The following is a 22,229-nucleotide window of genomic DNA, read 5'->3' on the forward strand; positions in this document are numbered from 1 at the left end:
CAACACACCTCTCGCGCCATTAAGCGCATCCCATGTTCGTAAATTTTCCTTTAATGGCCCTTCGATCAGTATTTTCAATCGAAGTTGACTAGCTGTGGGCGCCTTTATGGGCTACCATTTTCGCAAATGAACATTAATGTTCGAATTCAAATATCGAAAATCATAAAAGCCCGAGGCCAGCCGATGCCCACTTCTACCTTGCCTACTCCCCCTCTCGCCGAGGTCTACGATATCGCCGTCATCGGTGGTGGGATCAATGGTGTGGGGATTGCAGCGGATGCCGCCGGTCGCGGTCTTTCGGTGTTCCTTTGTGAAAAGGACGATCTGGCCAGCCACACCTCGTCCGCCAGCAGCAAGCTGATCCACGGCGGCCTGCGCTACCTCGAACATTACGAATTCCGCTTGGTACGCGAAGCCCTGGCCGAGCGCGAAGTGCTGTTGGCCAAGGCCCCGCACATCGTCAAGCAGATGCGCTTCGTGCTGCCACATCGCCCGCACCTGCGCCCTGCGTGGATGATCCGCGCCGGCCTGTTCCTTTATGATCACTTGGGCAAACGTGAAAAACTCGAAGGCTCGAAAAGCCTGAAGTTCGGTCCGGACAGCCCGCTGAAAAGCGAAATCACCAAAGGCTTCGAATACTCCGATTGCTGGGTCGACGATGCCCGCCTGGTGGTCCTGAATGCCATGGCCGCTCGCGAGAAAGGTGCCCACGTTCACACCCAGACCCGTTGCGTCAGCGCCCGTCGCGCCAAGGGCCTGTGGCACCTGAATCTGGAACGTGCTGACGGCAGCCTGTTTTCGATCCGCGCCAAGGCGCTGGTGAACGCCGCCGGCCCGTGGGTCGCCAAGTTCATTCGTGACGACCTGAAAATGGATTCGCCGTACGGTATCCGCCTGATCCAGGGCAGCCACCTGATCGTGCCAAAACTGTACGAAGGCGAACACGCGCATATCCTGCAAAACGAAGATCAGCGCATCGTGTTCACCATTCCGTACCTGAACCATTTCACCCTGATCGGCACCACCGACCGCGAGTACACCGGCGACCCGGCTGCCGTGGCGATCACCGAAGGCGAAACCGATTATCTGCTCAAAGTGGTCAACGCCCACTTCAAGAAGCAAGTCAGCCGCGAGGACATCCAGCACAGCTATTCCGGTGTGCGTCCGCTGTGCAATGACGAGTCAGACAATCCATCGGCCGTGACCCGCGACTACACCCTGGCGTTGTCGGGCAGTGGCGAAGAAGCACCACTGCTGTCGGTGTTCGGCGGCAAGCTGACCACCTATCGCAAACTGGCCGAGTCGGCGCTGGCTCAACTGGCGCCGTACTTCACGCAGATCAAGCCAAGCTGGACCGCGACGGCCACCCTGCCCGGCGGCGAAGACATGACCACCCCGCAAGCCTTGAGCGCACGGATCCGCGACACGTTCGACTGGGTGCCCACCGAAATCGCCCGCCGCTGGGCTACCAGCTACGGCAGCCGCACCTGGCGCATGCTCGAAGGCGTGCAGAGCCTCAGCGACCTGGGTGAACACATCGGCGGCGGTCTCTACACCCGCGAAGTCGATTACTTGTGCAGCGAAGAGTGGGCAACCACCGCTCACGACATTCTGTGGCGCCGCAGCAAACTGGGGTTGTTCACCACCGAAGCCGAACAGCAGAAGCTCGCGGACTACCTGAGCAAGGTCGAGCAGAACCGCAGCAAGATCGAAGCGGCCTGATCGGGAATCCGGTTATACGAAAGCCCCTGAATCGTGAGATTCAGGGGCTTTTTGTTGTGTGGATTCTTCAATATCTGATTGGGTCAGTTGAATTTTTCCCCCTCACCCCAGCCCTCTCCCCCAAGGGGTAGAGGGGGAAGGGAGCCGATCTCAGTGGGATTCCCAATCTGCGTTCGACTCGGTATCTCACGTCGGTGCATCTCTCCCAATCGCGGCGGTCAGTCCCCTCTACCTCCGGGAGAGGGCTAGGGTGAGGGGCTGTTGCTCGTTCGGTTTTCCGAACGCGACTTCCCGGTCGATTCGGTAAACCGGATCAGTTATGCCCAAACAAACCATCACAAAACTTTAATAACGTTATAAATCATCCACTTAACTACATCAGACTGGCCTGGCACGAGTCATGCTCTACACTCTGGGACGAATGTACTGCCGTGCCCAATCTTCAGGAGCACCCAGGCACTCGAAGCACAAAAGGGCCGACGAACTGGCTCCATAAAAAAAACAATGTCGAGGAAAATTTGATGCGCATCGTTCCCCATATCCTGGGCGCAGCCATTGCTGCCGCTCTGATTACCACTCCAGTTTTCGCTGCCGAACTCACCGGCACACTGAAGAAGATCAAAGAGTCGAACACCATCACTCTGGGTCATCGCGACGCCTCTATTCCTTTTTCCTACATCGCTGATGCGTCCGGCAAACCGGTCGGCTACTCCCACGACATCCAGCTGGCCATCGTCGAAGCGATCAAGAAAGACCTCGACCTGCCAAACCTGCAGGTCAAATACAACCTGGTCACCTCGCAAACCCGTATCCCGCTGGTGCAAAACGGCACCGTGGACGTCGAGTGCGGCTCCACCACCAACAACATCGAGCGTCAGCAGCAAGTTGACTTCTCCGTCGGCATCTTCGAAATCGGCACCCGCCTGCTGACGAAGAAAGATTCCGTGTATAAGGATTTCGCCGACCTCAAGGGCAAGAACGTCGTGACCACCGCGGGCACCACGTCCGAGCGCATCCTCAAGTCGATGAACGCCGACAAGCAGATGGGCATGAACGTCATCTCCGCCAAAGACCACGGCGAGTCCTTCCAGATGCTGGAATCGGGCCGCGCTGTTGCTTTCATGATGGACGACGCCTTGCTGGCGGGTGAAGCGGCCAAGGCCAAGAAGGCTGATGACTGGGCCGTTACCGGCACTCCACAGTCCTACGAAATCTACGGCTGCATGGTCCGCAAGGGCGACGAACCATTCAAGAAGGCTGTAGACGACGCGATCGTAGCCACCTACAAGTCGGGCGAGATCAACAAGATCTACGAAAAATGGTTCATGCAGCCAATCCCGCCTAAGGGCCTGAACCTGAACTTCCCGATGAGCGACGAACTCAAGAAGCTGATCGCCAGCCCGACCGACAAAGCGGCTGACGACAAAAAATCCTGATTTCTGACTAACCCTATCTCCTGAGAGGGCGCCTGCCCTTTCAGGTGGTTGTCATTCCCTGCTGGCATTTTCTGGAAACACTCGAACCGGTGGTTGTCGAGCCGATCGCGTGTGCCTGATCTTAGTGGCCTGTACCACACAGGCCACCCAGGTTGGGCGGGAACGGAGCTTCCCCAAGCGGGCACTTGTACATTGATCGATCCGAGGGGAGACCCTAATGAATTACAACTGGGACTGGGGCGTGTTCTTCAAGTCCACCGGCGTGGGCAGCGAGACCTATCTCGACTGGTACATCTCCGGTTTGGGCTGGACTATCGCCATCGCCGTCGTGGCGTGGATTGTTGCCTTGCTGCTGGGCTCGATCCTGGGTGTCATGCGCACCGTACCGAACCGCGTCGTATCGGGCATCGCGACCTGCTACGTCGAACTCTTCCGTAACGTGCCGCTGCTGGTTCAGCTGTTCATCTGGTACTTCCTGGTGCCCGATCTGCTGCCGCAAAACCTGCAGGACTGGTACAAGCAAGACCTGAACCCGACCACCTCGGCCTACCTGAGCGTTGTCGTGTGCCTGGGTCTGTTCACCGCCGCCCGGGTTTGCGAACAAGTGCGCACCGGCATTCAGGCGTTGCCACGTGGCCAGGAATCCGCCGCGCGTGCCATGGGCTTCAAGCTGCCGCAGATCTACTGGAACGTGCTGCTGCCCCAGGCCTACCGCATCATCATTCCGCCGCTTACCTCGGAATTTCTGAACGTCTTCAAGAACTCGTCCGTGGCCTCGCTGATCGGCCTGATGGAGTTGCTCGCACAGACCAAACAGACTGCCGAATTCTCCGCCAACCTGTTCGAAGCCTTCACCCTGGCGACCCTGATCTACTTCACCCTGAACATGAGCCTGATGCTGCTGATGCGCCTGATAGAGAAGAAAGTCGCCGTACCCGGCCTGATCTCCGTAGGGGGTAAATGATGGATTTCGATTTCAGCGGCATTATTCCGTCCCTGCCCGGCCTGTGGAACGGCATGGTCATGACCCTGCAACTGATGACGCTGGGCATCATCGGCGGGCTGATCCTCGGCACCATCCTGGCGCTGATGCGCCTGTCGTCGAGCAAACTGCTGTCGCGGGTTGCCGGCGCCTACGTGAACTACTTCCGTTCGATCCCGCTGCTGCTGGTCATCACCTGGTTCTACCTGGCGGTGCCGTTCGTGCTGCGCTGGATCACCGGCGAAGACACCCCGATCGGCGCGTTCACCTCGTGCATCGTGGCGTTCATGATGTTCGAAGCGGCGTACTTCTGCGAAATCGTCCGCGCTGGCGTGCAGTCGATTCCCAAGGGCCAGATGGGCGCAGCCCAGGCACTGGGCATGAGCTACGGCCAGATGATGCGTTTGATCATCCTGCCGCAAGCGTTTCGCAAGATGACCCCGCTGTTGCTGCAACAAAGCATCATCCTGTTTCAGGACACCTCGCTGGTCTACACCGTCGGCCTGGTGGACTTCCTCAATGCCTCGCGCGCCAGTGGCGACATCATCGGCCGCTCCAATGAGTTCCTGATCTTCGCAGGTCTCGTGTACTTCACAATCAGCTTTGCCGCCTCGCTGCTGGTCAAGCGTCTGCAAAAAAGGTTTGCCGTATGATCTCTATCAAGAACATCAACAAGTGGTATGGCGACTTCCAGGTACTGACTGATTGCAGCACCGAGGTCAAAAAAGGCGAAGTGATTGTGGTCTGTGGCCCGTCGGGCTCAGGCAAATCGACCCTGATCAAATGCGTCAACGCGCTCGAACCGTTCCAGAAAGGCGACGTGATCGTCGATGGCACGTCCATCGCCGACCCAAAGACCAACCTGCCGAAACTGCGTTCGCGGGTGGGCATGGTGTTCCAGCATTTCGAGCTGTTCCCGCACCTGACTATCACCGAAAACCTGACCATAGCGCAGATCAAGGTGTTGGGCCGCAGCAAGGAAGAAGCCACCAAGAAAGGCCTGCAATTGCTGGAGCGCGTCGGTTTGTCGGCCCATGCTCACAAGCATCCGGGCCAACTCTCCGGCGGCCAGCAACAGCGTGTGGCGATTGCCCGTGCGCTGGCCATGGACCCGATCGTCATGCTGTTCGACGAACCGACCTCGGCCCTCGACCCGGAAATGGTCAACGAAGTGCTCGACGTGATGGTGCAACTGGCCCAGGAAGGCATGACCATGATGTGTGTGACCCACGAAATGGGCTTCGCCCGTAAAGTGGCCGACCGGGTGATCTTCATGGACGCTGGCAAGATCATTGAAGACTGCCCGAAAGAGGAGTTCTTCGGCGACATCAACGCCCGCTCCGAGCGTGCGCAGCACTTCCTCGAGAAGATTTTGCAGCACTAAGAAAGGCACCGCTCCCCAACTGTGGGAGCGGGTTTGTGTGGTGAGGGGGCTTGCCCCCGTTGGGTCGCGAAGCGGCCCCGGCATTTCAAAGTTAAACCGCATGCAATGGGTTTACGACTGCTTCGCAGCCGAACGGGGCGATGCGGCGTTCCGACAAGCCCCCTCACCACAGGCCCGCTCCCACATTGGATCGGCGGTGGCTTCTAGATTTGTGTTGTGGTTGACCCAAGGCATCTGTGATGAAATGCGACCCCACTCTCTATCGCGCAGCGCCGCCATCACTCGCCGTGAAACCCCGTCTGATTCGCCATCTGTTCCTGCCGCCGCTGGTCATCGCCCTGATGATCGGGTTGGGTTACATCGGCTTCTGGGTCAGTGAGCACTACGGGATTCGCAGCCTCAGCGAGAACGGCCAGCGTCAGCTGGAACTGCACGCCCGCGCCGTCGAGAGCGAGATCAGCAAGTACACCTACCTGCCCAGCCTGCTGGAACTTGAATCCAGTGTTTCAAAACTGCTCGACGACCCAACGCCGCAAACCCGGCAAACGGTCAACGATTACCTTGAAGGCCTGAACCGGCGCAGCCGCAGTCGGGCTATCTATGTGATGGACACCACCGGTCGCGTTTTGGCCTCCAGCAACTGGCGCGATGTCGACAGTTACCTCGGTGAAGACCTGTCCTTCCGTGCCTATTTCCAGAATGCCATCCGAGGCCAGCCGGGGCGGTTCTACGGCATCGGCAGCACCAACGGCGAACCCGGTTATTACCTGGCTCACGGCCTCGAAGAACACGGCAAGATCATCGGCGTCGCGGTGGTCAAGGTGCGTCTCGAAGCCATGGAAGAACGCTGGCAGCGCGCGCGCCTGGAAGCCTTCGTCAGCGATGAGAACGGCATCATCATTCTCTCCAGCGATCCGGCGCGGCGGCTCAAGTCAGTGGTGCCGCTGAGCGACGAGACCAAGGAAAAACTCGCCCGCAGCCTTCAGTACTACTGGTTCCCGCTGAACGAACTGCAACCCCTGGCCCGCGAAACCCTGGCCGAAGGCGTGGAGAAACTGACGTTCCCCGCCAACAGCGAACTGGCCTCCGACGAACAAGACATCACCTACCTGGCCCAGACCCGGCCCTTGAGCGACACCCCGTGGAATTTCACCCTGCTCACGCCGCTGGCAGACTTACGTCGTGAAGCAATCAATCAGGGGATTCTGGTGGCCGTGGCGTTTGCCTTGGTGGCGTTCCTGCTGATTGCCTGGAACGAACGGCGCAAGGTCATCGCCACCCGCCTCGCCGCCCGGGAAGCCTTGCAGGAAGCCAACAATCAACTGGAGCGTCGGATTACCGAACGCACCACCGACCTGCGGGCCAGCAACGAACGGCTCAAAGGTCAGATCCGCGAACGCCGCCAGGCCGAAGAGACGTTACGCCGGGCTCAGGATGAACTGGTCCAGGCCGGTAAACTGGCGGCCATCGGCCAGATGTCGACCAGCATTGCCCACGAATTGAACCAGCCACTGGCCGCGCTGCGGACCTTGTCCGGCAACACCGTGCGCTTCCTCGAGCGCGGTCAGCTGGACGTCGCCAGCACCAACCTGAAAACCATCAACGAACTGATCGACCGCATGGGCCGGATCACCGCCAGCCTGCGCTCCTTCGCCAAACGCGGCGATGACAAGGGCCAGGCCAGTCTGGGCAAAGCCGTCGACGCGGCGCTACAACTGCTCGGCAGTCGGGTGGAAAGCGCTCACCTGCAACCGCATCGCGACTTCAAAGATGTGCAGGTGCAGATCGACCAGACGCGGCTTGAACAGATTCTGGTCAACCTGATCGGCAATGCCCTCGACGCCATGCAGGCCCAACCGCTACCGGAACTGTGGCTGGAAGGCGAAGAGTTCGACGGCAAATATCGCCTGCGGGTGCGCGACAACGGCCACGGCATCGACGCCGAAGCGCGCAAGCATTTGTTCGAACCGTTCTTCACCACCAAACCCGGCGCACAGGGCCTGGGCCTCGGCCTGACCCTCTCCGCCAGCCTGGCCGCGGCCACTGGCGGCCACTTGGGTGTCGAACACCCGGCCAGCGGTGGCACCACCTTCGTCCTCAGTTTACCGTTGGTAAGCCCCACTCCCGCCGAGCCAATATGAACAACGACCTTAGTGTGCTGATCGTCGAAGACGACCCCCATGTGTTGCTCGGCTGCCAACAGGCGCTGACCCTGGAAGACATTCCCTGCGTCGGCGTGGGCAGCGCCGAAGAAGCGTTGGAGCGAGTCGGCGAGAACTTTGCCGGCATCGTCATCAGCGATATCCGCCTGCCGGGCATCGATGGCCTGGAATTATTGACCCGGCTCAAGGCCCGGGATCGCAGCCTGCCGGTGGTGCTGATTACCGGCCACGGCGACATCTCCATGGCCGTCGGCGCGATGCAGAAAGGCGCCTACGATTTCATGGAGAAACCGTTCTCCCCGGAACGTCTGGTAGACGTCGCCCGGCGAGCGCTGGAACAACGCAGCCTGGCCCGTGAAGTCTCGTCGCTGCGCCGGCAACTCGCCGAGCGTGATTCCCTCGAAGGCAGGATTATCGGCCGCTCGCCTGCGATGCAGAACCTGCGCGAATTAATCGCCAACGTCGCCGATACCTCGGCCAACGTGCTAATTGAAGGCGAGACCGGGACGGGTAAAGAACTGGTCGCCCGTTGCCTGCATGACTTCAGTCGGCGCCATACCAAACAATTCGTCGCGCTGAACTGCGGCGGCCTGCCAGAGAACCTCTTCGAAAGCGAAATCTTCGGCCACGAAGCCAACGCCTTCACCGGCGCTGGCAAACGGCGGATCGGCAAGATTGAACACGCCGATGGCGGCACGCTGTTCCTCGACGAAGTGGAAAGCATGCCGTTGCCGTTGCAGATCAAACTGCTGCGGGTGTTGCAGGAACGTACCCTCGAACGCCTCGGTTCGAACCAGAGCGTGGCGGTGGATTGCCGGGTGATTGCAGCGACCAAGTCCGATCTGGATGAGTCGAGCAAGGCCGGCGAATTCCGTAGCGACCTGTATTACCGTCTCAACGTGGTGACCCTGGAACTGCCTCCACTGCGCGAACGTCGCGAAGACATCCTGCAACTGTTCGAGCATTTCCTGCAGCAGTCGTCCCTGCGCTTTGACCGCGCGGTGCCGGACCTGGATAACCAGACCCTGTCCAACCTCATGAGCCACGACTGGCCGGGCAACGTGCGCGAACTGCGCAACGTCGCCGAGCGTTTTGCCCTCGGTCTGCCAGCCTTCAAGAAGTCCGGTGCCAGCGGCAGCAATCAGGGCCTGGCCTTCGCCGAAGCGGTGGAAGCTTTCGAACGCAACTTGCTCAACGACGCCTTGCAACGCAGCGGCGGCAACCTGACCCAGGCCAGCCTGGAACTGGGGATGGCCAAGACCACGCTGTTCGATAAAGTTAAGAAGTATGGGTTGAGCCACTGATGGACCTGATTCTCAAGGCTGCTCTGGGCGCGGGGGTGGTGTTGATCCTCGCCGCGCTGGCCAAAACCAAAAACTACTACATCGCAGGCTTGGTGCCGCTGTTTCCAACCTTTGCCTTGATTGCGCATTACATCGTTGGAAAGGGTCGTTCGGTAGACGATTTGAAGACCACCATCGTGTTTGGCATGTGGTCGATCATTCCGTACTTCGTCTATTTGGCGACGTTGTACGTGATGGTCGACCGGATGCGGTTGGAGGCTTCGTTGGCGGTGGCTGCGGTAGGCTGGTTGATCGCCGCGACCGTGCTCGTCAGCGTTTGGGTACGCCTGCACAGCTGAAAAACCCTCATGCCCTGTAGGAGCTGGCGAAGGCTGCGATCTTTTGATCTTGAGAGACAGAAAAATCAAAAGATCGCAGCCTTCGGTAGCTCCTACAGGGCTACATTGCTAGCCGTTAACGGTGCCGCCCTTGGATTCGGCCATGATCTGGCGGATCGCCCCAACAAACGCTTCCACCGGCTGCCCGCCACTGACCGCGTACTGGCCGTTGAACACCACCGTCGGCACCGAACTTACCCCGCGCGATAGCCACAGCTGTTCCTCTTCTTTGACCTCTTTGACGTACTCGTCCGACGCCAGAATCGCCTCGGCCCGCGCCTTGTCCAGCCCGACGCTTTCAGCGATCTGCGCCAATTGGCGAGGATCGGACGGGTTGCCGCCATCGGTGAAATACGCCTTGAACAGCGCCTCTTTCAAATTGAACTGCAACCCTTCCAGCCCCGCCCAATAGAGCAAGCGGTGGGCGTCGAAGGTGTTGTAGATGCGGCTGTTGCCGTCGGTGCGGAAGGCAAACCCGACTTCGGCGCCACGGGCGCGGATCATCTCGCGGTTTTTCTGCGATTGCTCGGCGGTCGAGCCGTATTTTTCGGTGATGTGTTCGGTGATGTTCTGGCCGTCGGGGCCCATGTTCGGGTTCAGCTCGAACGGCTGGAAACGGATCTCGGCCTGCACTTCGTCACCCAATTGGTCCAGCGCCCGGGTCAGGCCGTACAGGCCAACGACGCACCAGGGGCAGGACACGTCGCTGACGAAATCGATTTTCAAAGCGGAATTCATCAAACACCTCGTGAGGGGAAATCGTGCGGGAAAGTTTGCACGATACACCTGGCCCGGAGTTTGTGGTGCCCCCTTCGCGAGCAGGCTCGCTCCCACAAAGGAATGCTCTCCAATGTGGGAGCGAGCCTGCTCGCGAAGAGGCCGGAGCAGACGCCACAAATCGATCGGTTACAGCAGATTCCCGCCCACCACCGGCTCAATCTGCGCCCAATGCGAGGTGTCTTCGCGGTGGGCCTGCAAGTACGGCAACACCGCCGCCAGTAACGGCGCCTTGAACGCTTCCTGGAAACGATGGGCCATGCCCGGAATCAGTTTCAACTGGCTGCCACGGATATGCGCCGCCAGGTGCACGCCGTGCATCACCGGCAACAACGGATCCGCCGTGCCGTGCACCACCAGCGTCGGCACCCGCAATTGGTTGAGTAACGCCACCCGGCTCGGCTCCGCGAGGATCGCCATGATCTGACGTTTCACGCCTTCGGGGTTGAACGCCCGGTCGTACGACGCGGCAGCCTGTTGCAGCAGCAGCTTTCGATCATCACTCACGTTTGGGCTGCTAAGCGCCGCGAGCAAATCGGCTTGCTGCTCCAACGCCACCTCGCGATTCGGTGCACTGCGCCGCGACAATAACTGCACCAACGCCGCACTCGGCGCCGGCAAGCCTTCAGCCCCGGAACTGGTCATGATCAGCGTCAGACTCTCGACCCGTTGCGGCGCCATCGCTGCCAGGTGCTGGGCGATCATCCCGCCCATACTCGCGCCCAACACGTGAAATTGCTCGATGTGCAAGGCGTCCATCAGCCCCAGCGCATCTTCAGACATGTCGGTCAGCGTGTACGGCGCCGCCACCGGCAAACCGAGCTTGTAGCGCAACACTTCAAAAGTCAGGTTGGCGTTGGCCGGGGCCTGGCGCCAGGTCGACAGCCCTACGTCGCGGTTGTCGTAGCGAATCACCCGAAAGCCCTGCTGACACAACGCAACCACCACCTCGTCCGGCCAGTGAATCAACTGCCCGCCCAGGCCCATCACCAACAGCAACGCCGGATCGGACGCACGGCCGATGCTCTGGTACGCCAGGCTCACCTGATCCAGATCGACGTGCTCGGTCGGAACATTGACATCGCAGCGCGACGCCGCAAAGGACGGCAGGCCGAACAACAGCGCTGCCAGTAAAAGAAATACACGCATGAAAAACACCGAAACGCAGAACCCCAGTAGAGCGCGAGTCTGATGAAGTTTGTTCAAGCGCGCTGCCACAGTTGCGTGACAGTTTGATGAAGATTGCCGAGTGGTCATGTGCGCGGCCGCGAGCAGCCCCTGTCGACAGCCCCGCCAACATGAGACAAACTCAACCTTTTCGTGTTCATCACAAGTTTTCCTCATGGAGCCCCCGGTGCTTGAAATCCGTCACCTGAAGACCCTGCACGCCTTGCGCGAAGCCGATAGCCTGGTGGATGCGGCTGATCGCCTGCACCTGACCCAGTCGGCCCTGTCTCACCAGTTCAAGGAACTGGAGGAGCGTATGGGCATGCCGTTGTTCGTGCGCAAGACCAAACCGGTGCGTTTCACCAGCGCCGGTTTGCGCCTGCTGCAACTGGCCGACGCGACCCTGCCGCTGCTGCGTGGCGCCGAGCGCGACATCGCGCGACTGGCCGGCGGCACCGCCGGGCGCCTGCACATGGCGATCGAGTGCCACAGTTGCTTCCAGTGGCTGATGCCGACCATCGACCAGTTCCGCGATGCCTGGCCGGAAGTCGAACTGGACCTGGCCTCGGGCTTCTCCTTCGCCCCGCTGCCGGCCCTGGCCCGTGGCGATCTGGATCTGGTGGTGACCTCCGATCCGCTGGAACTGGCCGGGATCACCTATGTGCCGTTGTTCACCTATGAAGCAATGCTCGCGGTGGCCAATCAGCACCGGTTGGCGAACAAGGCTTATATCGTGCCGGAAGATTTGCTCACGGAAACCTTGATCACTTACCCGGTTGAGCGGGATCGGCTGGACATCTTCACGCGGTTTCTGGAACCGGCGGACGTCGAGCCGGCACAGGTCCGGACCTCGGAACTGACGGTGATGATGATGCAACTGGTGGCCAGCGGTCGCGGCGTGTGCGGCATGCCGCATTGGGCGCTGCATGAATACAGCTCACGGGGTTACGTGAAGGCCAAGCGGCTGGGCGAGAAAGGGTTGTTTGCGACGTTGTACGCCGGGATTCGCGCCGACATGCTGGACGCGCCGTATATGCGCGATTTTTTGCTGACGGCAAAGGACACGTCATTCTCGACGCTGGATGGGGTTAGCGCGGTTCGCTAATCGTTATCGACCTGAAGTGCGATCAAATATTGGAGCGGGCTTGCTCGCGAAAGCGGTGTGTCAGCCAACATCAATGTTGAATGTTAGACCGCATTCGCGAGCAAGCCCGCTCCCACAGGGGATTGTCGGGGTGTCAGACTTCTCGCCACATATGGATCTTGTCGAAGTACTCCTCGCCCACTCGCACCGCCAACGGTTCTAAACCGTACTGGATGAAGCCGCAGCGTTGATACAACTTGAACGCGGCTTCGTTGCCAGCGGTAACGGTCAACTGGATCAGCCTCAGGCCCGGATGGTTTTGCGCTTCAGCCAACGCCGCCTGCACCAGTTGAAAGCCGAGCCCGCGCTGGCGGACGGTGCCAGACACGTACATGCCAAACAACGTCGCCTTGTGCCGGGCCTTTTCCCGGGGTTCGAAGGCCAGGCCGACGATGCCGGCCAACTGGCTATCCTCGAACGCGCCAAACACCGCGTCGAGCTTGCTGGTCAACCGCGATTCCCACCAGCTCAACGGCATCGTGGCGCGCTCGCGTACGCTGGAAGTGAACGCTTGCGGATGCAGGTCGTAGGCTTCAAGCATCAGCGCCCGATAGTTCAGGGCATGGCTGGCATCCAGTCGTTCGATCCACATGGTCAAGCCGCCTTACGTTGTTCAAACATCAGCCGCACGGCCAGTGCCGACAGCACAAACCCCATGAAATAACGCTGCACCGCGAGCCAGGTCGGGTTCTTGACGAACCACGAGGCGATCCCGGCGGCGAACAATGCAATCAGCAGGTTCACGCAGAAACTCACGCTGATCTGGGTCAGGCCAAGAATAATGCTTTGGGTAAACACCGAGCCATGTTCCGGGCTGATGAACTGCGGGAACACCGACAGGTAAAACACCGCGATCTTCGGATTCAGGGCGCTGGTGAGAAAGCCCATGGTGATCAGTTTGCGCGACGAATCCGGCGGCAATTGCTGGGCCTCGAACGGCGAGCGAGCACCGGGCTTAACTGCCTGCCAGGCCAGCCACACCAGATATAGGGCGCCGGCCCATTTCAGTACTTCATAGGCCATTGGCACGGCCAGAAACACCGCGGTCAAACCGGCCGCGGCAGCGAACAAATGCACGAAGAACCCCGCCACCACGCCAAGCAATGAGGTGACGCCGGCCTTGCGCCCCTGGCAGATCGAACGGGAGATCAGGTAGATCATGTTCGGCCCCGGCGTCAGGACCATCAGCAATGCAGCGGCGGCGAAAATCAGCAAGTCTTGGAGCGGGATCATGGGGCAGCCCTTTGGTCCTGTTTTGATCAGGCGATCGTGGTCAACGAGGCTCGATAAAACGGCAGGATCACGTCCCGTGTCAATGGCGCCAGTTCAATAGCAGGATCAGTGGCCGGGTCGATCCAGATCACTTCTTCGATTTCAGCAGCCGGAGTGACTTGCGCGTCGATGGTCAGCTGAAAGATCTCGGCCTGTACGACAAAACCCGGTTCGTTGGCGGCAGGTGCGGAGAACTGACCCAAGAAGGTCGCCTGCGCTGGATCGATCTGCAGATCCAGTTCTTCTTCCAGCTCTCGGGCCAAGGCATGCACCGGTAATTCATGCGCTTCAATTTTGCCGCCCGGTTGCATGAATGCAGTGGTGCCGCGTTTGCGAACCAGCAGGGTTTGGCCGTTCGCGTTAAGCAGCAGAGCAGCGGCGATGCGGATGATGCGGGACGAACCGGCGGATGTCAGTGTCATGGGGTGTAAATAGCCTTGGGCGAAAAGTCGTCAGGATCCCACGCCGGGCTAATGCTCGCCACTTTCAAGATGACTTCTGCGGCAGATCTGACGCCTTCGCGAGCCTGCTCGCGAAGGCGTTGGCCCGGACGACAAGTTTGCCGGCCAGCCTTCTGTGGGCCAGTATGCGCAGCAGCAACCGGCCGGCCATTCAAGGTATACCGATGACACTTTCCTTCAGTGACATCGCCTGGCACCGCTCGGTGGGGCAACTGATCGACGCCCTCGACAAGCCCAATTTCTGGACGCAGCTTGTCCGGTTGCTGGATCAATACGTGACCTTCGACAGCTGGGTGGCGTTGCTTTTCAGCGCCGATCAGCACCCGCTGGTGTTCGCCGAATGCCCGGGCGAGGACGGCAGCCCCGATCAGTTGTTCCAGGATTACCTGCGCGGTTTGTACCTGCTCGACCCGTTCTACATCGCCTGCCGCGAACAATCGCGCACCGGGCTCTATCGCCTGTCGGAAGTGGCCCCCGAGCACTTCGAGCTGACCGAGTATTACCAGCGCTACTTTCGTCTGAATGTGGTGGCCGACGAAATCCAGTTCAATTGCCAACTCGAAGGCGACCGCACGCTGTGCCTGTCGCTGGGCAGCAAGCAGCGCTTCAGTGGCCAGCAGATTGCGTTGCTGTCGCTGATCCAGCCGTGGGTGCTGGGTTTGTTACGCCAGCGCCTGCCCTATGAAATCAACGAAGTCGTGGCCCTGGCGCCGGCACCACCGCAGGTCGACTGGCGGGTACAGCTGGAAGCCTCGGTGCAGCAACTCAAAGGTGCGCAGTTGACCGCTCGGGAGCTGGATGTCGGGCGATTGATGCTCAGCGGTTGCTCCAGTAAAGAAATCGCCCGTAAGCTGGAAATCTCCGTCGAAACCGTGAAAGTCCATAAGAAACACATGTACAGCAAGCTGGGGATCAAATCCCAATCCGAGCTGTTTTCGATATTTCTCCAGGCGCAGAATGCCTGAAATGGTTAACCGTAATTTCGGGCAAAACCATTGTGGCGAGGGGGCTCGCCCCCGTTCGGCTGCGAAGCAGTCGTGAAACCAATTGATGCGGTTGCCTGAAGGAATGCTGGGAGTGCTTCGCACTCCAACGGGGGCAAGCCCCCTCACCACAGAGCTCCCTCGCCACAAAAAGCAAGATGCAGCATTGCCAAACAATGACCGAGTCCGAACCCAGGGAAACCGTATGAGCCTGTCACTCCTGAGCCGCTACGCCTTCTTTGCCGTCTGCGTGATATTCACCCTCGCCAGCCTGCCCTTTCTGGAGCACGACTGGCTCTGGCCGATCACAGCCGTCACCGGCATCCTCAGCCTGGTCGGCATCTTCGACCTGATGCAAAGCCCCCACGCGGTGCGCCGAAATTACCCGATCCTCGGCAACATTCGTTATCTGGTAGAAGGCATTCGCCCGGAAATCCGCCAATACCTGCTCGAATCCGATAGCGACGCCCTGCCCTTCTCCCGGGCCCAGCGTTCGCTGGTCTATTCACGGGCCAAAAACGAAAGCGCCGACAAACCGTTCGGCACGCTGATCGACGTCTATCAGTCAGGTTTCGAGTTCATCGGCCACTCGATGCGCCCGGCACCATTGAGCGACCCGAGCAGTTTCCGGGTAATGGTTGGCGGCCCGCAGTGCACCCAGCCGTACTCGGCCTCGGTGTTCAACATCTCGGCCATGAGCTTCGGCTCTCTGAGCGCCAATGCCATTCGCGCATTGAACCAGGGTGCCAAGCTCGGCAACTTCGCCCACGACACCGGTGAAGGCAGCATCAGCGCCTATCACCGGGAAAATGGCGGCGATCTGACGTGGGAACTGGGCAGCGGCTACTTCGGCTGCCGCACCGCCGACGGCCGCTTCGACCCGGAACGCTTCGCCGCCCAGGCACAAACCCCGCAAGTGCGGATGATCGAAATCAAAATGAGCCAAGGCGCGAAACCCGGCCACGGCGGCATCTTGCCCAAGCACAAGGTCACCAAGGAAATCGCCGAAACCCGCGGCATCATGATGGGCGAAGACTGCATCTCGCCGTCACGCCACAGCGCGTTTTCCACGCCGATCGAACTGATGCATTTCATCCAGCAACTGCGTGAACTGTCCGGCGGCAAACCGGTGGGCTTCAAGTTCTGCCTGGGTCACCCGTGGGAATTCATGGGCATCGCCAAGGCCATGCTGGAAACCGGCATTCTCCCGGACTTTATTGTCGTCGACGGCAAGGAAGGCGGCACCGGCGCCGCCCCCGTGGAATTCACCGACCACATCGGCGTGCCAATGCGCGAAGGCCTGTTGTTCGTCCACAACACGCTGGTGGGCCTGAACCTGCGGGACAAGATCAAACTCGGCGCCAGCGGCAAAATCGTCAGCGCCTTCGACATCGCCAGCGTCCTGGCCATCGGCGCCGACTGGGCCAACTCCGCCCGGGGCTTCATGTTCGCCATCGGCTGCATCCAGTCGCAAAGCTGCCACACCAACAAATGCCCGACCGGCGTCGCCACCCAGGACACCCTGCGCCAACGTGCGCTGGTGGTTCCGGACAAGGCTCAGCGGGTGTTCAACTTCCATCGCAATACGTTGAAGGCTCTGGCGGAAATGCTGGCGGCGGCGGGTTTGGAACATCCTTCGCAGTTGTCGGCCAAGCATCTGGTGCGGCGCATGTCGGCGACCGAGATCAAATTGTTCTCGCAGTTGCATGTGTTTTTGAAACCGGGGGAATTGCTCACCGGGGAAGTGAATGGCGAGTTTTACTCGCGGATGTGGCAGATGGCGCGGGCGGATAGTTTTGAGCCGAGTGAGCTGGCGGTAGCCTGATCCCTGAAGAGTTGTCAGCCTTATCGGCAATGCCCCTTCGCCCCAAATCATTAACCAATAATGCAGCAGCACGTAGTAAAGCGGCGGATGTACATCCAGAGCCGTCAGTTGCCAGATTCGAGCGGGCGCTTCCCGCGCCAACAGCAAGCTGTCAGCCTCGTCGTACCAGATTCCTGGCTGCTCGATTGCATAGAGGCGCACCCACAACGCAAGAACAATCACACCCGCCAGTGCGAAGCGATCCAGCATGACTGTCAGTGGGTATTCATTACGCAATAAACCAGCGGGCAAGCGCTTCACACGCGCTGCCCGCGAAACACCACGAATCTGAAAAAGATGTATCCCAACAACAGATTCAGTCCGGTAAAGGAAGCAACCGTCACCAGTCCTGGCCAGTTGAACGTATCCGCTAATAAACCCGTAGCAAAACTCACCCCGCCCATCATCGCGATAAACAGCAGGTAGGTGAAAACACAGGTTCCAGGCTCAAAGGTGTAAAGCGCATTCACATAAAACGAAAACGCTGCGGCCACACAAAATGCCGCAAAGTTGCTCGCCGCTTGCGTCAACCCGACAGCGCTGCACAGTACGAAAAACACTTGCCAATGGATCAGGCCATCGGCAAGGCCAACGATCATCAGCGCAGAGAATCCTTTCATCGCCACTCCTTGCCACCACCCAGTTGTCAGGCTTTGAAACTAAGGCAGGAGGCAGGTGCGGTCTACTGTCAGAAATTACAGGCGCAGGCCCTCTTCCGACGAATGGTCGTTAGCGCTACCAATGCAGAGAGTGAAGGCGCGGCGGCTCCTTCATCACAATGAATCCGTAATCGCCAATCAGATAAATCCGGTAATACTGGCTCTCCACAAACGTCGGATAACCCAGGTAACCGACGTGCGTGGCATTGCGTCTTTCTCGCTCGGCAACCACGTTGGTGATGCCTGCGCGCGGCAAGTTTTCCGCAAGCAGGTAATAGTCGATATTGAGCAAATAACGCAGCACCGGCTGCTGTTTGAAAGTCGCCTGCGCACCGATCAACCAGTGATCGGAATAACTCACCGACAGATAAATTCGCTTGGCGTCGCGCAGTTCCCGGTGCGCGGCGATGTCGTGGCTGAGGCTGTAAAGCGCATGGCTGGCGAAGGCTTTCTGCATCGTCATCACGCGACCGTAGGCGAAGGACAGCGACAGCGTTGCCAGCAGCGGGATCATCAGCAGCAAGGGCAATCGTGGGTGGAACGGTGCCAGGCCATGAAGGGCGAGGTAGAACAGAAAAATCAGCAGTACACCGAAGCCCATCAGCGTGCGTGCGCCTTCGTTGAAATCACGAAATAGCAGGGTGATTCCGGGTACCAGCAGGATGAGTACTGGCAGGGTCAGCAAGCCGATCAAGCTAAACCATAAACGCTGCTTCGGGTGCTTGTAGATTTGCCTGCCGATTCGCCACCCACCCACCAATGCACAGAGCACCAACCCAGCGAATATCCATGCGTAGCCCCCTGAAACAGCAATGCGACCTTTTCTGAAACCCGCCCGATATTGATGCCGAACTGCAGCAACGGATTGGCGCTCCCGTTGAGGAACTCGCCGCGCCCGGATTCCATGAACGGGTAAGCGGTGACGGCATAAATCAGCACACCCAGAATCAGCTGCGCGAGTTTGCAGCCGAGCATTTCCAGCACATCGGTTCGACGGTCAATCGCCCGAATCAACTCTACTGCGCACAGCCCGATAAACACGTTGAGGCTGATCTGATAAAGACCGATCGCCAGCGCCAGCAATGTCGCCGGGAGCAGCCAACGCTGCACTCGGGATGAGCCTTGAAACGTAATGGCGTAAACCACCGCGACGAGGCTGAGCGCCATGCTCGGGCCGTCGTATTGGTAGGACAGATTCTGCAGCAGGAACGGGTTGTACCAGAGCGGCAACGGCACCAGGCAACAGGCCAGTGTCGGTTCGGCGAAGTAGTGAAAGGTCAGCCGCGTCAGGGCCAGGCTCATGGCCACAGTGGCGATCAACAGCGGCAGCGGAAAGATGTCCGGCGCGGCGCCCGTGAAAGTCAGCAGTTGATACAACCAATCGCTGAACAGCCGCCCCTGCCCGGCCCACGCATTACCGGCGGCCAGTGCGCGCCAGTTGTCGTCGATGTAGGGGAAGTCGGCGAGGATCAGCGGCAGAACGTACAGCGAAGTCGCGAGCAGAAAAAACAGCACGACCTGACGTCGGCCAAGTTCTCGCACGAGAAAATCGCTGATTCTCATGGCCGCGCCTCGGGGTGGATATAAAGCTTTGAACCTGCTTCGCGGTTTTGTATCGGCCTATCAGACCGGTGGTTACTCGGGTCCCAGCAGTCGTTAGAGAGGCATGCCCGTGGTGATTGCTTTACTTGTTGTGAATGCTTTACGTGTGGTGACTGCTTGGCCAGTTGTGACTGCTTTACCTGTTGTGACTGCTTGGCCTGTGGTGACTGCTTTACCTGTGGCGAGGGAGCTTGCTCCCGCTCGGCTGCGCAGCAGTCGTAAAACCTGTGCGTGCGGTTTTTCAGTTAAATCGCGGTGGATGGTTTTAGGGCTGCTGCGCAACCCAACGGGGATAAATCCCCTCACCACAGGTTTTACACACATCCAGGGAGCCACAAAAAAGCCCCGATCTCTCGACCGGGGCTTTGTCGTTACAGCGCCTACCACTTAAGAAGCCGAACGTTGTGAATGCTTTACCTGTTGTGACTGCTTTACCTGTGGTGACTGCTTTACCTGTGGTGAATGCTTTACCTGTGGCGAGGGAGCTTGCTCCCGCTCGGCTGCGCAGCAGTCGTAAAACCTGTGCGTGCGGTTTTCCAGTTAAACCGCGGTGGATGGTTTTAGGGCTGCTGCGCAACCCAACGGGGATAAATCCCCTCACCACAGGTTTTACACACATCCTGAGAGCCACAAAAAAGCCCCGATCTCTCGACCGGGGCTTTGTCGTTACAGCGCCTACCACTTAAGAAGCCGAACGTTGCGAATGCTTTACCTGTTGTGACCGCTTTACCTGTTGTGAATGCGTTACCTGTGGCGAGGGAGCTTGCTCCCGCTCGGCTGCGAAGCAGTCGTAATCCGGTCGATGCTGTACACCTGAAGGATTGCGGTGTCTGCATTTAGGGCCGCTGCGCGCCCCAGCGCGAGCAAGCTCGCTCGCCACAGTAAACTACGTGCCGCAACAAAAAGCCCCGATCATCAAGACCGGGGCTTTTGCGTTTCAGGCGTTACACACTCAAGAAACCGAACGCGCCGCGCCTTGCGTCACGTTGGTTGGTTGCAGCTTGAACACGTAGAACAACACCGTCAGCAGCACCAGGAACGCCGGTCCTACATACAGCGCCACGCGGGTGTCCGGGAAGTACGCCATCAGGCCGACCACCAGCACCAAAAACGCCAGCGCCAGGTAGGAGCTCACCGGGTACAGCCACATCTTGTATTTAAGACCGGCACGTTCACTGGCGCTCAGACCTTTGCGGAATTTGAGCTGGGCCAGCAGGATCATCACCCAGGTCCAGATCGCGCCGAAGGTGGCAATCGCGGTGACCCAGACGAAGACTTTTTCCGGGACCATGTAGTTGAGCAGCACACCCAGTAACAGCACGAAGATCGACAGCAGCAACGCGCGACGAGGTACACCATTACTCGAGGTTGTGGCGAAACCGGCCGGGGCCTGGCCGTTCTGCGCCAGACTGTAAAGCATGCGGCCGGTGCTGAAGATGCCACCGTTGCAGGACGACAGCGCCGCGGTAATCACCACGAAGTTGATGATGCCGGCGGCGGTTTTGATGCCCAGACGCTCGAACGTCATCACGAATGGGCTGCCTTGGGTGCCGATTTCATTCCACGGGTAGATCGACAGGATCACGAACAACGCACCGACGTAGAACAACAGGATCCGCCAGAACACCGAGCCGATCGCGTTGGGAATGGTCTTCTGCGGGTTCTTCGCTTCACCGGCGGTCAGGCCGATCATTTCGACGCCGAGGTAGGCGAACATCACCATTTGCAACGACATCAACACGCCTTGCACGCCGTTGGGCATGAAGCCGCCGTGGGCCCACAGATTGGAAATCCCCAGTGCTACACCGTCGTTACCGAAGCCGAACGCAATCACACCGACACCCCCGACGACCATCGCAATGATGGTGACGATCTTGATCAGGGCGAACCAGAATTCGAATTCACCGAAGGCTTTCACCGCGATCAGGTTGATGGTGCCCATGCTGATCAGCGCCGACAGCGCCCAGATCCAGCGCGGCACCTCGGGGAACCAGACGCCCATATACACCGCCACGGCGGTGATTTCCGCGACGCAAGTCACCAGCCACAGGAACCAGTAGTTCCAGCCTGTCAGAAAGCCTGCCAGTGGGCCGAGATAATCTTGAGCGTAACGGCTGAAGGAACCGGCGACCGGGTTGTGCACGGCCATCTCGCCGAGGGCGCGCATGATCACCAGGATCGCCAGACCACCGATGATGTAGGACAGCATGATGGCCGGGCCGGCCATTTCAATAGCCTTGGCCGAGCCGAGAAACAAGCCGACGCCGATACAGGCTCCGAGCGCCATCAAGCGAATATGCCGTTCGCCGAGTTCTCGTTTGAGCGGGCCGCCCTGAGCGGTCTCGCCTTGGGGCAGGTGATTGCCAACTGGCATAGGGGTGCAACCTCGTCTTGTTATTGGATGTGACCACCGAGTGTCGAAGCGTCGACCGATAAGCCGTTGCTTGTCTGAAACCGGGCCTGCCTCGTGGGCAAACCCGTCTTGTAGGACAAAACCTGCAAGATCAGCGGGCGTGCAGTATAAAAAGCTTATTGCAGGGATTTTCACTCTATAAACCAAAACATTTAGCGACAAGTCCCGCCAAAAGCCCGGTTTTCGGAGGGGCATTACCTGGGTTTATGCCCGGTCATCACCCGTAGAAACGGCGCCAAGTATTGCACAGCATTGGTGCATCGTCATGTCCCTGCTTTGCAAGCATTGACCGTTGGAAAGCTCTATCCCGGCCACTTCCAGCCTTAACTCACTCGCTATGCAGATGAACTCCAGTGGCGAGGGGGCTTGCCCCCGTTCGGCTGCGCAGCAGTCGCAAAACCAGCCATCGCGTTTTGTCTGATATATCGCAGTGACTGTTTTGGGGCTGCTGCGCAGCCCAACGGGGGTAAACCCCCTCGCCACAGGTCCTTCATTCACTTCAGAAATTTCCTTCAGGCAT

19 protein-coding genes and 1 pseudogene are annotated in these 22,229 nt (G+C 59.2%); 12 read left to right on the plus strand and 8 right to left on the minus strand.

What is annotated here, in order from left to right; all coding sequences use genetic code 11:
* The first annotated feature begins 183 nt into the window (after positions 1–183).
* The 8 genes from glpD to JFT87_RS26955 all read left to right on the plus strand — a co-directional run bounded on the left by glpD (position 184) and on the right by JFT87_RS26955 (position 9,328).
* Positions 184–1,722, plus strand: a complete 1,539-nt coding sequence (glpD, locus tag JFT87_RS26920) for a glycerol-3-phosphate dehydrogenase (protein ID WP_201206340.1) — start codon at positions 184–186, stop codon at positions 1,720–1,722.
* A 521-nt stretch (positions 1,723–2,243) separates the two neighbouring features.
* Positions 2,244–3,158, plus strand: coding sequence for a glutamate/aspartate ABC transporter substrate-binding protein (locus JFT87_RS26925; RefSeq protein WP_201206342.1), 915 nt, complete (start codon positions 2,244–2,246; stop codon positions 3,156–3,158).
* 217 nt (positions 3,159–3,375) lie between these two features.
* Complete coding sequence (locus JFT87_RS26930) at positions 3,376–4,122, plus strand: amino acid ABC transporter permease (RefSeq protein WP_201206344.1); 747 nt, start codon at positions 3,376–3,378, stop codon at positions 4,120–4,122.
* On the plus strand, positions 4,122–4,793 hold the full coding sequence (locus JFT87_RS26935; RefSeq protein ID WP_416350755.1) for an amino acid ABC transporter permease: 672 nt from the start codon (positions 4,122–4,124) through the stop codon (positions 4,791–4,793). Before JFT87_RS26930 ends, JFT87_RS26935 begins: the two co-directional genes overlap by 1 nt.
* Positions 4,790–5,524: an amino acid ABC transporter ATP-binding protein gene (locus JFT87_RS26940; protein WP_201206348.1), complete on the plus strand. Its 735-nt coding sequence runs from the start codon at positions 4,790–4,792 to the stop codon at positions 5,522–5,524. Before JFT87_RS26935 ends, JFT87_RS26940 begins: the two co-directional genes overlap by 4 nt.
* Positions 5,525–5,763: 239 nt before the next feature.
* Positions 5,764–7,665 (plus strand): sensor histidine kinase, encoded by a 1,902-nt coding sequence (locus JFT87_RS26945; RefSeq protein WP_201206350.1) that lies wholly within the window; start codon positions 5,764–5,766, stop codon positions 7,663–7,665.
* Positions 7,662–8,990 carry a sigma-54-dependent transcriptional regulator gene (locus tag JFT87_RS26950; protein ID WP_201206351.1) on the plus strand — a complete coding sequence of 443 codons (1,329 nt, stop codon included), beginning with the start codon at positions 7,662–7,664 and terminating at the stop codon, positions 8,988–8,990. Before JFT87_RS26945 ends, JFT87_RS26950 begins: the two co-directional genes overlap by 4 nt.
* Positions 8,991–8,998: 8 nt before the next feature.
* Positions 8,999–9,328 (plus strand): GlpM family protein, encoded by a 330-nt coding sequence (locus JFT87_RS26955; RefSeq protein ID WP_201206773.1) that lies wholly within the window; start codon positions 8,999–9,001, stop codon positions 9,326–9,328.
* A gap of 108 nt (positions 9,329–9,436) precedes the next feature.
* On the opposite strand, the gene JFT87_RS26960 is transcribed toward JFT87_RS26955, so the two are convergent.
* Together JFT87_RS26960 and JFT87_RS26965 are read right to left on the minus strand one after the other, a co-directional pair.
* Complete coding sequence (locus tag JFT87_RS26960; RefSeq protein ID WP_201206353.1) at positions 9,437–10,105, minus strand: DsbA family oxidoreductase; 669 nt, start codon at positions 10,103–10,105, stop codon at positions 9,437–9,439.
* A 168-nt stretch (positions 10,106–10,273) separates the two neighbouring features.
* A complete protein-coding gene (locus JFT87_RS26965; protein ID WP_201206355.1) occupies positions 10,274–11,293 on the minus strand; it encodes an alpha/beta fold hydrolase in 1,020 nt (339 codons plus the stop codon).
* Between the two features lie 205 nt (positions 11,294–11,498).
* Here JFT87_RS26965 and metR point away from each other — a divergent pair, with 205 nt between their 5' ends.
* The gene (gene metR / locus JFT87_RS26970) at positions 11,499–12,416 is read left to right on the plus strand and encodes a transcriptional regulator MetR (protein WP_123515140.1); all 918 of its coding nucleotides are present in this window, start codon (positions 11,499–11,501) and stop codon (positions 12,414–12,416) included.
* A 133-nt stretch (positions 12,417–12,549) separates the two neighbouring features.
* Here metR and JFT87_RS26975 read toward each other — a convergent pair whose 3' ends face one another.
* Genes JFT87_RS26975 through JFT87_RS26985 form a run of 3 tightly spaced genes read right to left on the minus strand, consistent with a single transcriptional unit; the run spans position 12,550 to position 14,149 of the window.
* On the minus strand, positions 12,550–13,047 hold the full coding sequence (locus JFT87_RS26975) for a GNAT family N-acetyltransferase (protein ID WP_201206357.1): 498 nt from the start codon (positions 13,045–13,047) through the stop codon (positions 12,550–12,552).
* A gap of 2 nt (positions 13,048–13,049) precedes the next feature.
* Positions 13,050–13,688 (minus strand): LysE family translocator, encoded by a 639-nt coding sequence (locus tag JFT87_RS26980; protein WP_201206359.1) that lies wholly within the window; start codon positions 13,686–13,688, stop codon positions 13,050–13,052.
* A 26-nt stretch (positions 13,689–13,714) separates the two neighbouring features.
* Positions 13,715–14,149, minus strand: coding sequence for an NUDIX hydrolase (locus tag JFT87_RS26985; RefSeq protein WP_201206361.1), 435 nt, complete (start codon positions 14,147–14,149; stop codon positions 13,715–13,717).
* A 203-nt stretch (positions 14,150–14,352) separates the two neighbouring features.
* Here JFT87_RS26985 and JFT87_RS26990 point away from each other — a divergent pair, with 203 nt between their 5' ends.
* The 3 genes from JFT87_RS26990 to JFT87_RS27000 all read left to right on the plus strand — a co-directional run bounded on the left by JFT87_RS26990 (position 14,353) and on the right by JFT87_RS27000 (position 17,275).
* Positions 14,353–15,153, plus strand: a complete 801-nt coding sequence (locus tag JFT87_RS26990; protein ID WP_201206363.1) for a helix-turn-helix transcriptional regulator — start codon at positions 14,353–14,355, stop codon at positions 15,151–15,153.
* Between the two features lie 223 nt (positions 15,154–15,376).
* Positions 15,377–16,996 carry an FMN-binding glutamate synthase family protein gene (locus tag JFT87_RS26995; protein ID WP_201206365.1) on the plus strand — a complete coding sequence of 540 codons (1,620 nt, stop codon included), beginning with the start codon at positions 15,377–15,379 and terminating at the stop codon, positions 16,994–16,996.
* A gap of 60 nt (positions 16,997–17,056) precedes the next feature.
* The gene (locus tag JFT87_RS27000) at positions 17,057–17,275 is read left to right on the plus strand and encodes a hypothetical protein (protein ID WP_201206367.1); all 219 of its coding nucleotides are present in this window, start codon (positions 17,057–17,059) and stop codon (positions 17,273–17,275) included.
* Between the two features lie 17 nt (positions 17,276–17,292).
* Here the strand turns inward: JFT87_RS27000 and JFT87_RS27005 are convergent, their stop codons facing one another.
* The 3 genes and pseudogenes from JFT87_RS27005 to JFT87_RS27015 all read right to left on the minus strand — a co-directional run bounded on the left by JFT87_RS27005 (position 17,293) and on the right by JFT87_RS27015 (position 21,670).
* Positions 17,293–17,655, minus strand: coding sequence for a GtrA family protein (locus JFT87_RS27005; protein ID WP_201206370.1), 363 nt, complete (start codon positions 17,653–17,655; stop codon positions 17,293–17,295).
* 115 nt (positions 17,656–17,770) lie between these two features.
* A pseudogene (locus JFT87_RS27010) lies at positions 17,771–19,257 on the minus strand (glucosyltransferase domain-containing protein).
* Positions 19,258–20,248: 991 nt separating this feature from the next.
* Positions 20,249–21,670, minus strand: a complete 1,422-nt coding sequence (locus JFT87_RS27015) for an amino acid permease (protein ID WP_201206371.1) — start codon at positions 21,668–21,670, stop codon at positions 20,249–20,251.
* Between the last annotated feature and the right edge of the window lie 559 nt (positions 21,671–22,229).

The organism is Pseudomonas sp. TH15, from assembly GCF_016651105.1.
Lineage (GTDB): Bacteria > Pseudomonadota > Gammaproteobacteria > Pseudomonadales > Pseudomonadaceae > Aquipseudomonas.

Coding starts and splice junctions, on each gene's coding strand:
- glpD (WP_201206340.1), top strand. CDS start 184: ATGCCCACTTCTACCTTGCCTACTCCCCCTCTCGCCGAGGTCTACGAT.
- JFT87_RS26925 (WP_201206342.1), top strand. CDS start 2,244: ATGCGCATCGTTCCCCATATCCTGGGCGCAGCCATTGCTGCCGCTCTG.
- JFT87_RS26930 (WP_201206344.1), top strand. CDS start 3,376: ATGAATTACAACTGGGACTGGGGCGTGTTCTTCAAGTCCACCGGCGTG.
- JFT87_RS26935 (WP_416350755.1), top strand. CDS start 4,122: ATGGATTTCGATTTCAGCGGCATTATTCCGTCCCTGCCCGGCCTGTGG.
- JFT87_RS26940 (WP_201206348.1), top strand. CDS start 4,790: ATGATCTCTATCAAGAACATCAACAAGTGGTATGGCGACTTCCAGGTA.
- JFT87_RS26945 (WP_201206350.1), top strand. CDS start 5,764: ATGAAATGCGACCCCACTCTCTATCGCGCAGCGCCGCCATCACTCGCC.
- JFT87_RS26950 (WP_201206351.1), top strand. CDS start 7,662: ATGAACAACGACCTTAGTGTGCTGATCGTCGAAGACGACCCCCATGTG.
- JFT87_RS26960 (WP_201206353.1), bottom strand. CDS start 10,105: ATGAATTCCGCTTTGAAAATCGATTTCGTCAGCGACGTGTCCTGCCCC.
- JFT87_RS26965 (WP_201206355.1), bottom strand. CDS start 11,293: ATGCGTGTATTTCTTTTACTGGCAGCGCTGTTGTTCGGCCTGCCGTCC.
- JFT87_RS26975 (WP_201206357.1), bottom strand. CDS start 13,047: ATGTGGATCGAACGACTGGATGCCAGCCATGCCCTGAACTATCGGGCG.
- JFT87_RS26980 (WP_201206359.1), bottom strand. CDS start 13,688: ATGATCCCGCTCCAAGACTTGCTGATTTTCGCCGCCGCTGCATTGCTG.
- JFT87_RS26985 (WP_201206361.1), bottom strand. CDS start 14,149: ATGACACTGACATCCGCCGGTTCGTCCCGCATCATCCGCATCGCCGCT.
- JFT87_RS26990 (WP_201206363.1), top strand. CDS start 14,353: ATGACACTTTCCTTCAGTGACATCGCCTGGCACCGCTCGGTGGGGCAA.
- JFT87_RS26995 (WP_201206365.1), top strand. CDS start 15,377: ATGAGCCTGTCACTCCTGAGCCGCTACGCCTTCTTTGCCGTCTGCGTG.
- JFT87_RS27000 (WP_201206367.1), top strand. CDS start 17,057: ATGCAGCAGCACGTAGTAAAGCGGCGGATGTACATCCAGAGCCGTCAG.
- JFT87_RS27005 (WP_201206370.1), bottom strand. CDS start 17,655: ATGAAAGGATTCTCTGCGCTGATGATCGTTGGCCTTGCCGATGGCCTG.
- JFT87_RS27015 (WP_201206371.1), bottom strand. CDS start 21,670: ATGCCAGTTGGCAATCACCTGCCCCAAGGCGAGACCGCTCAGGGCGGC.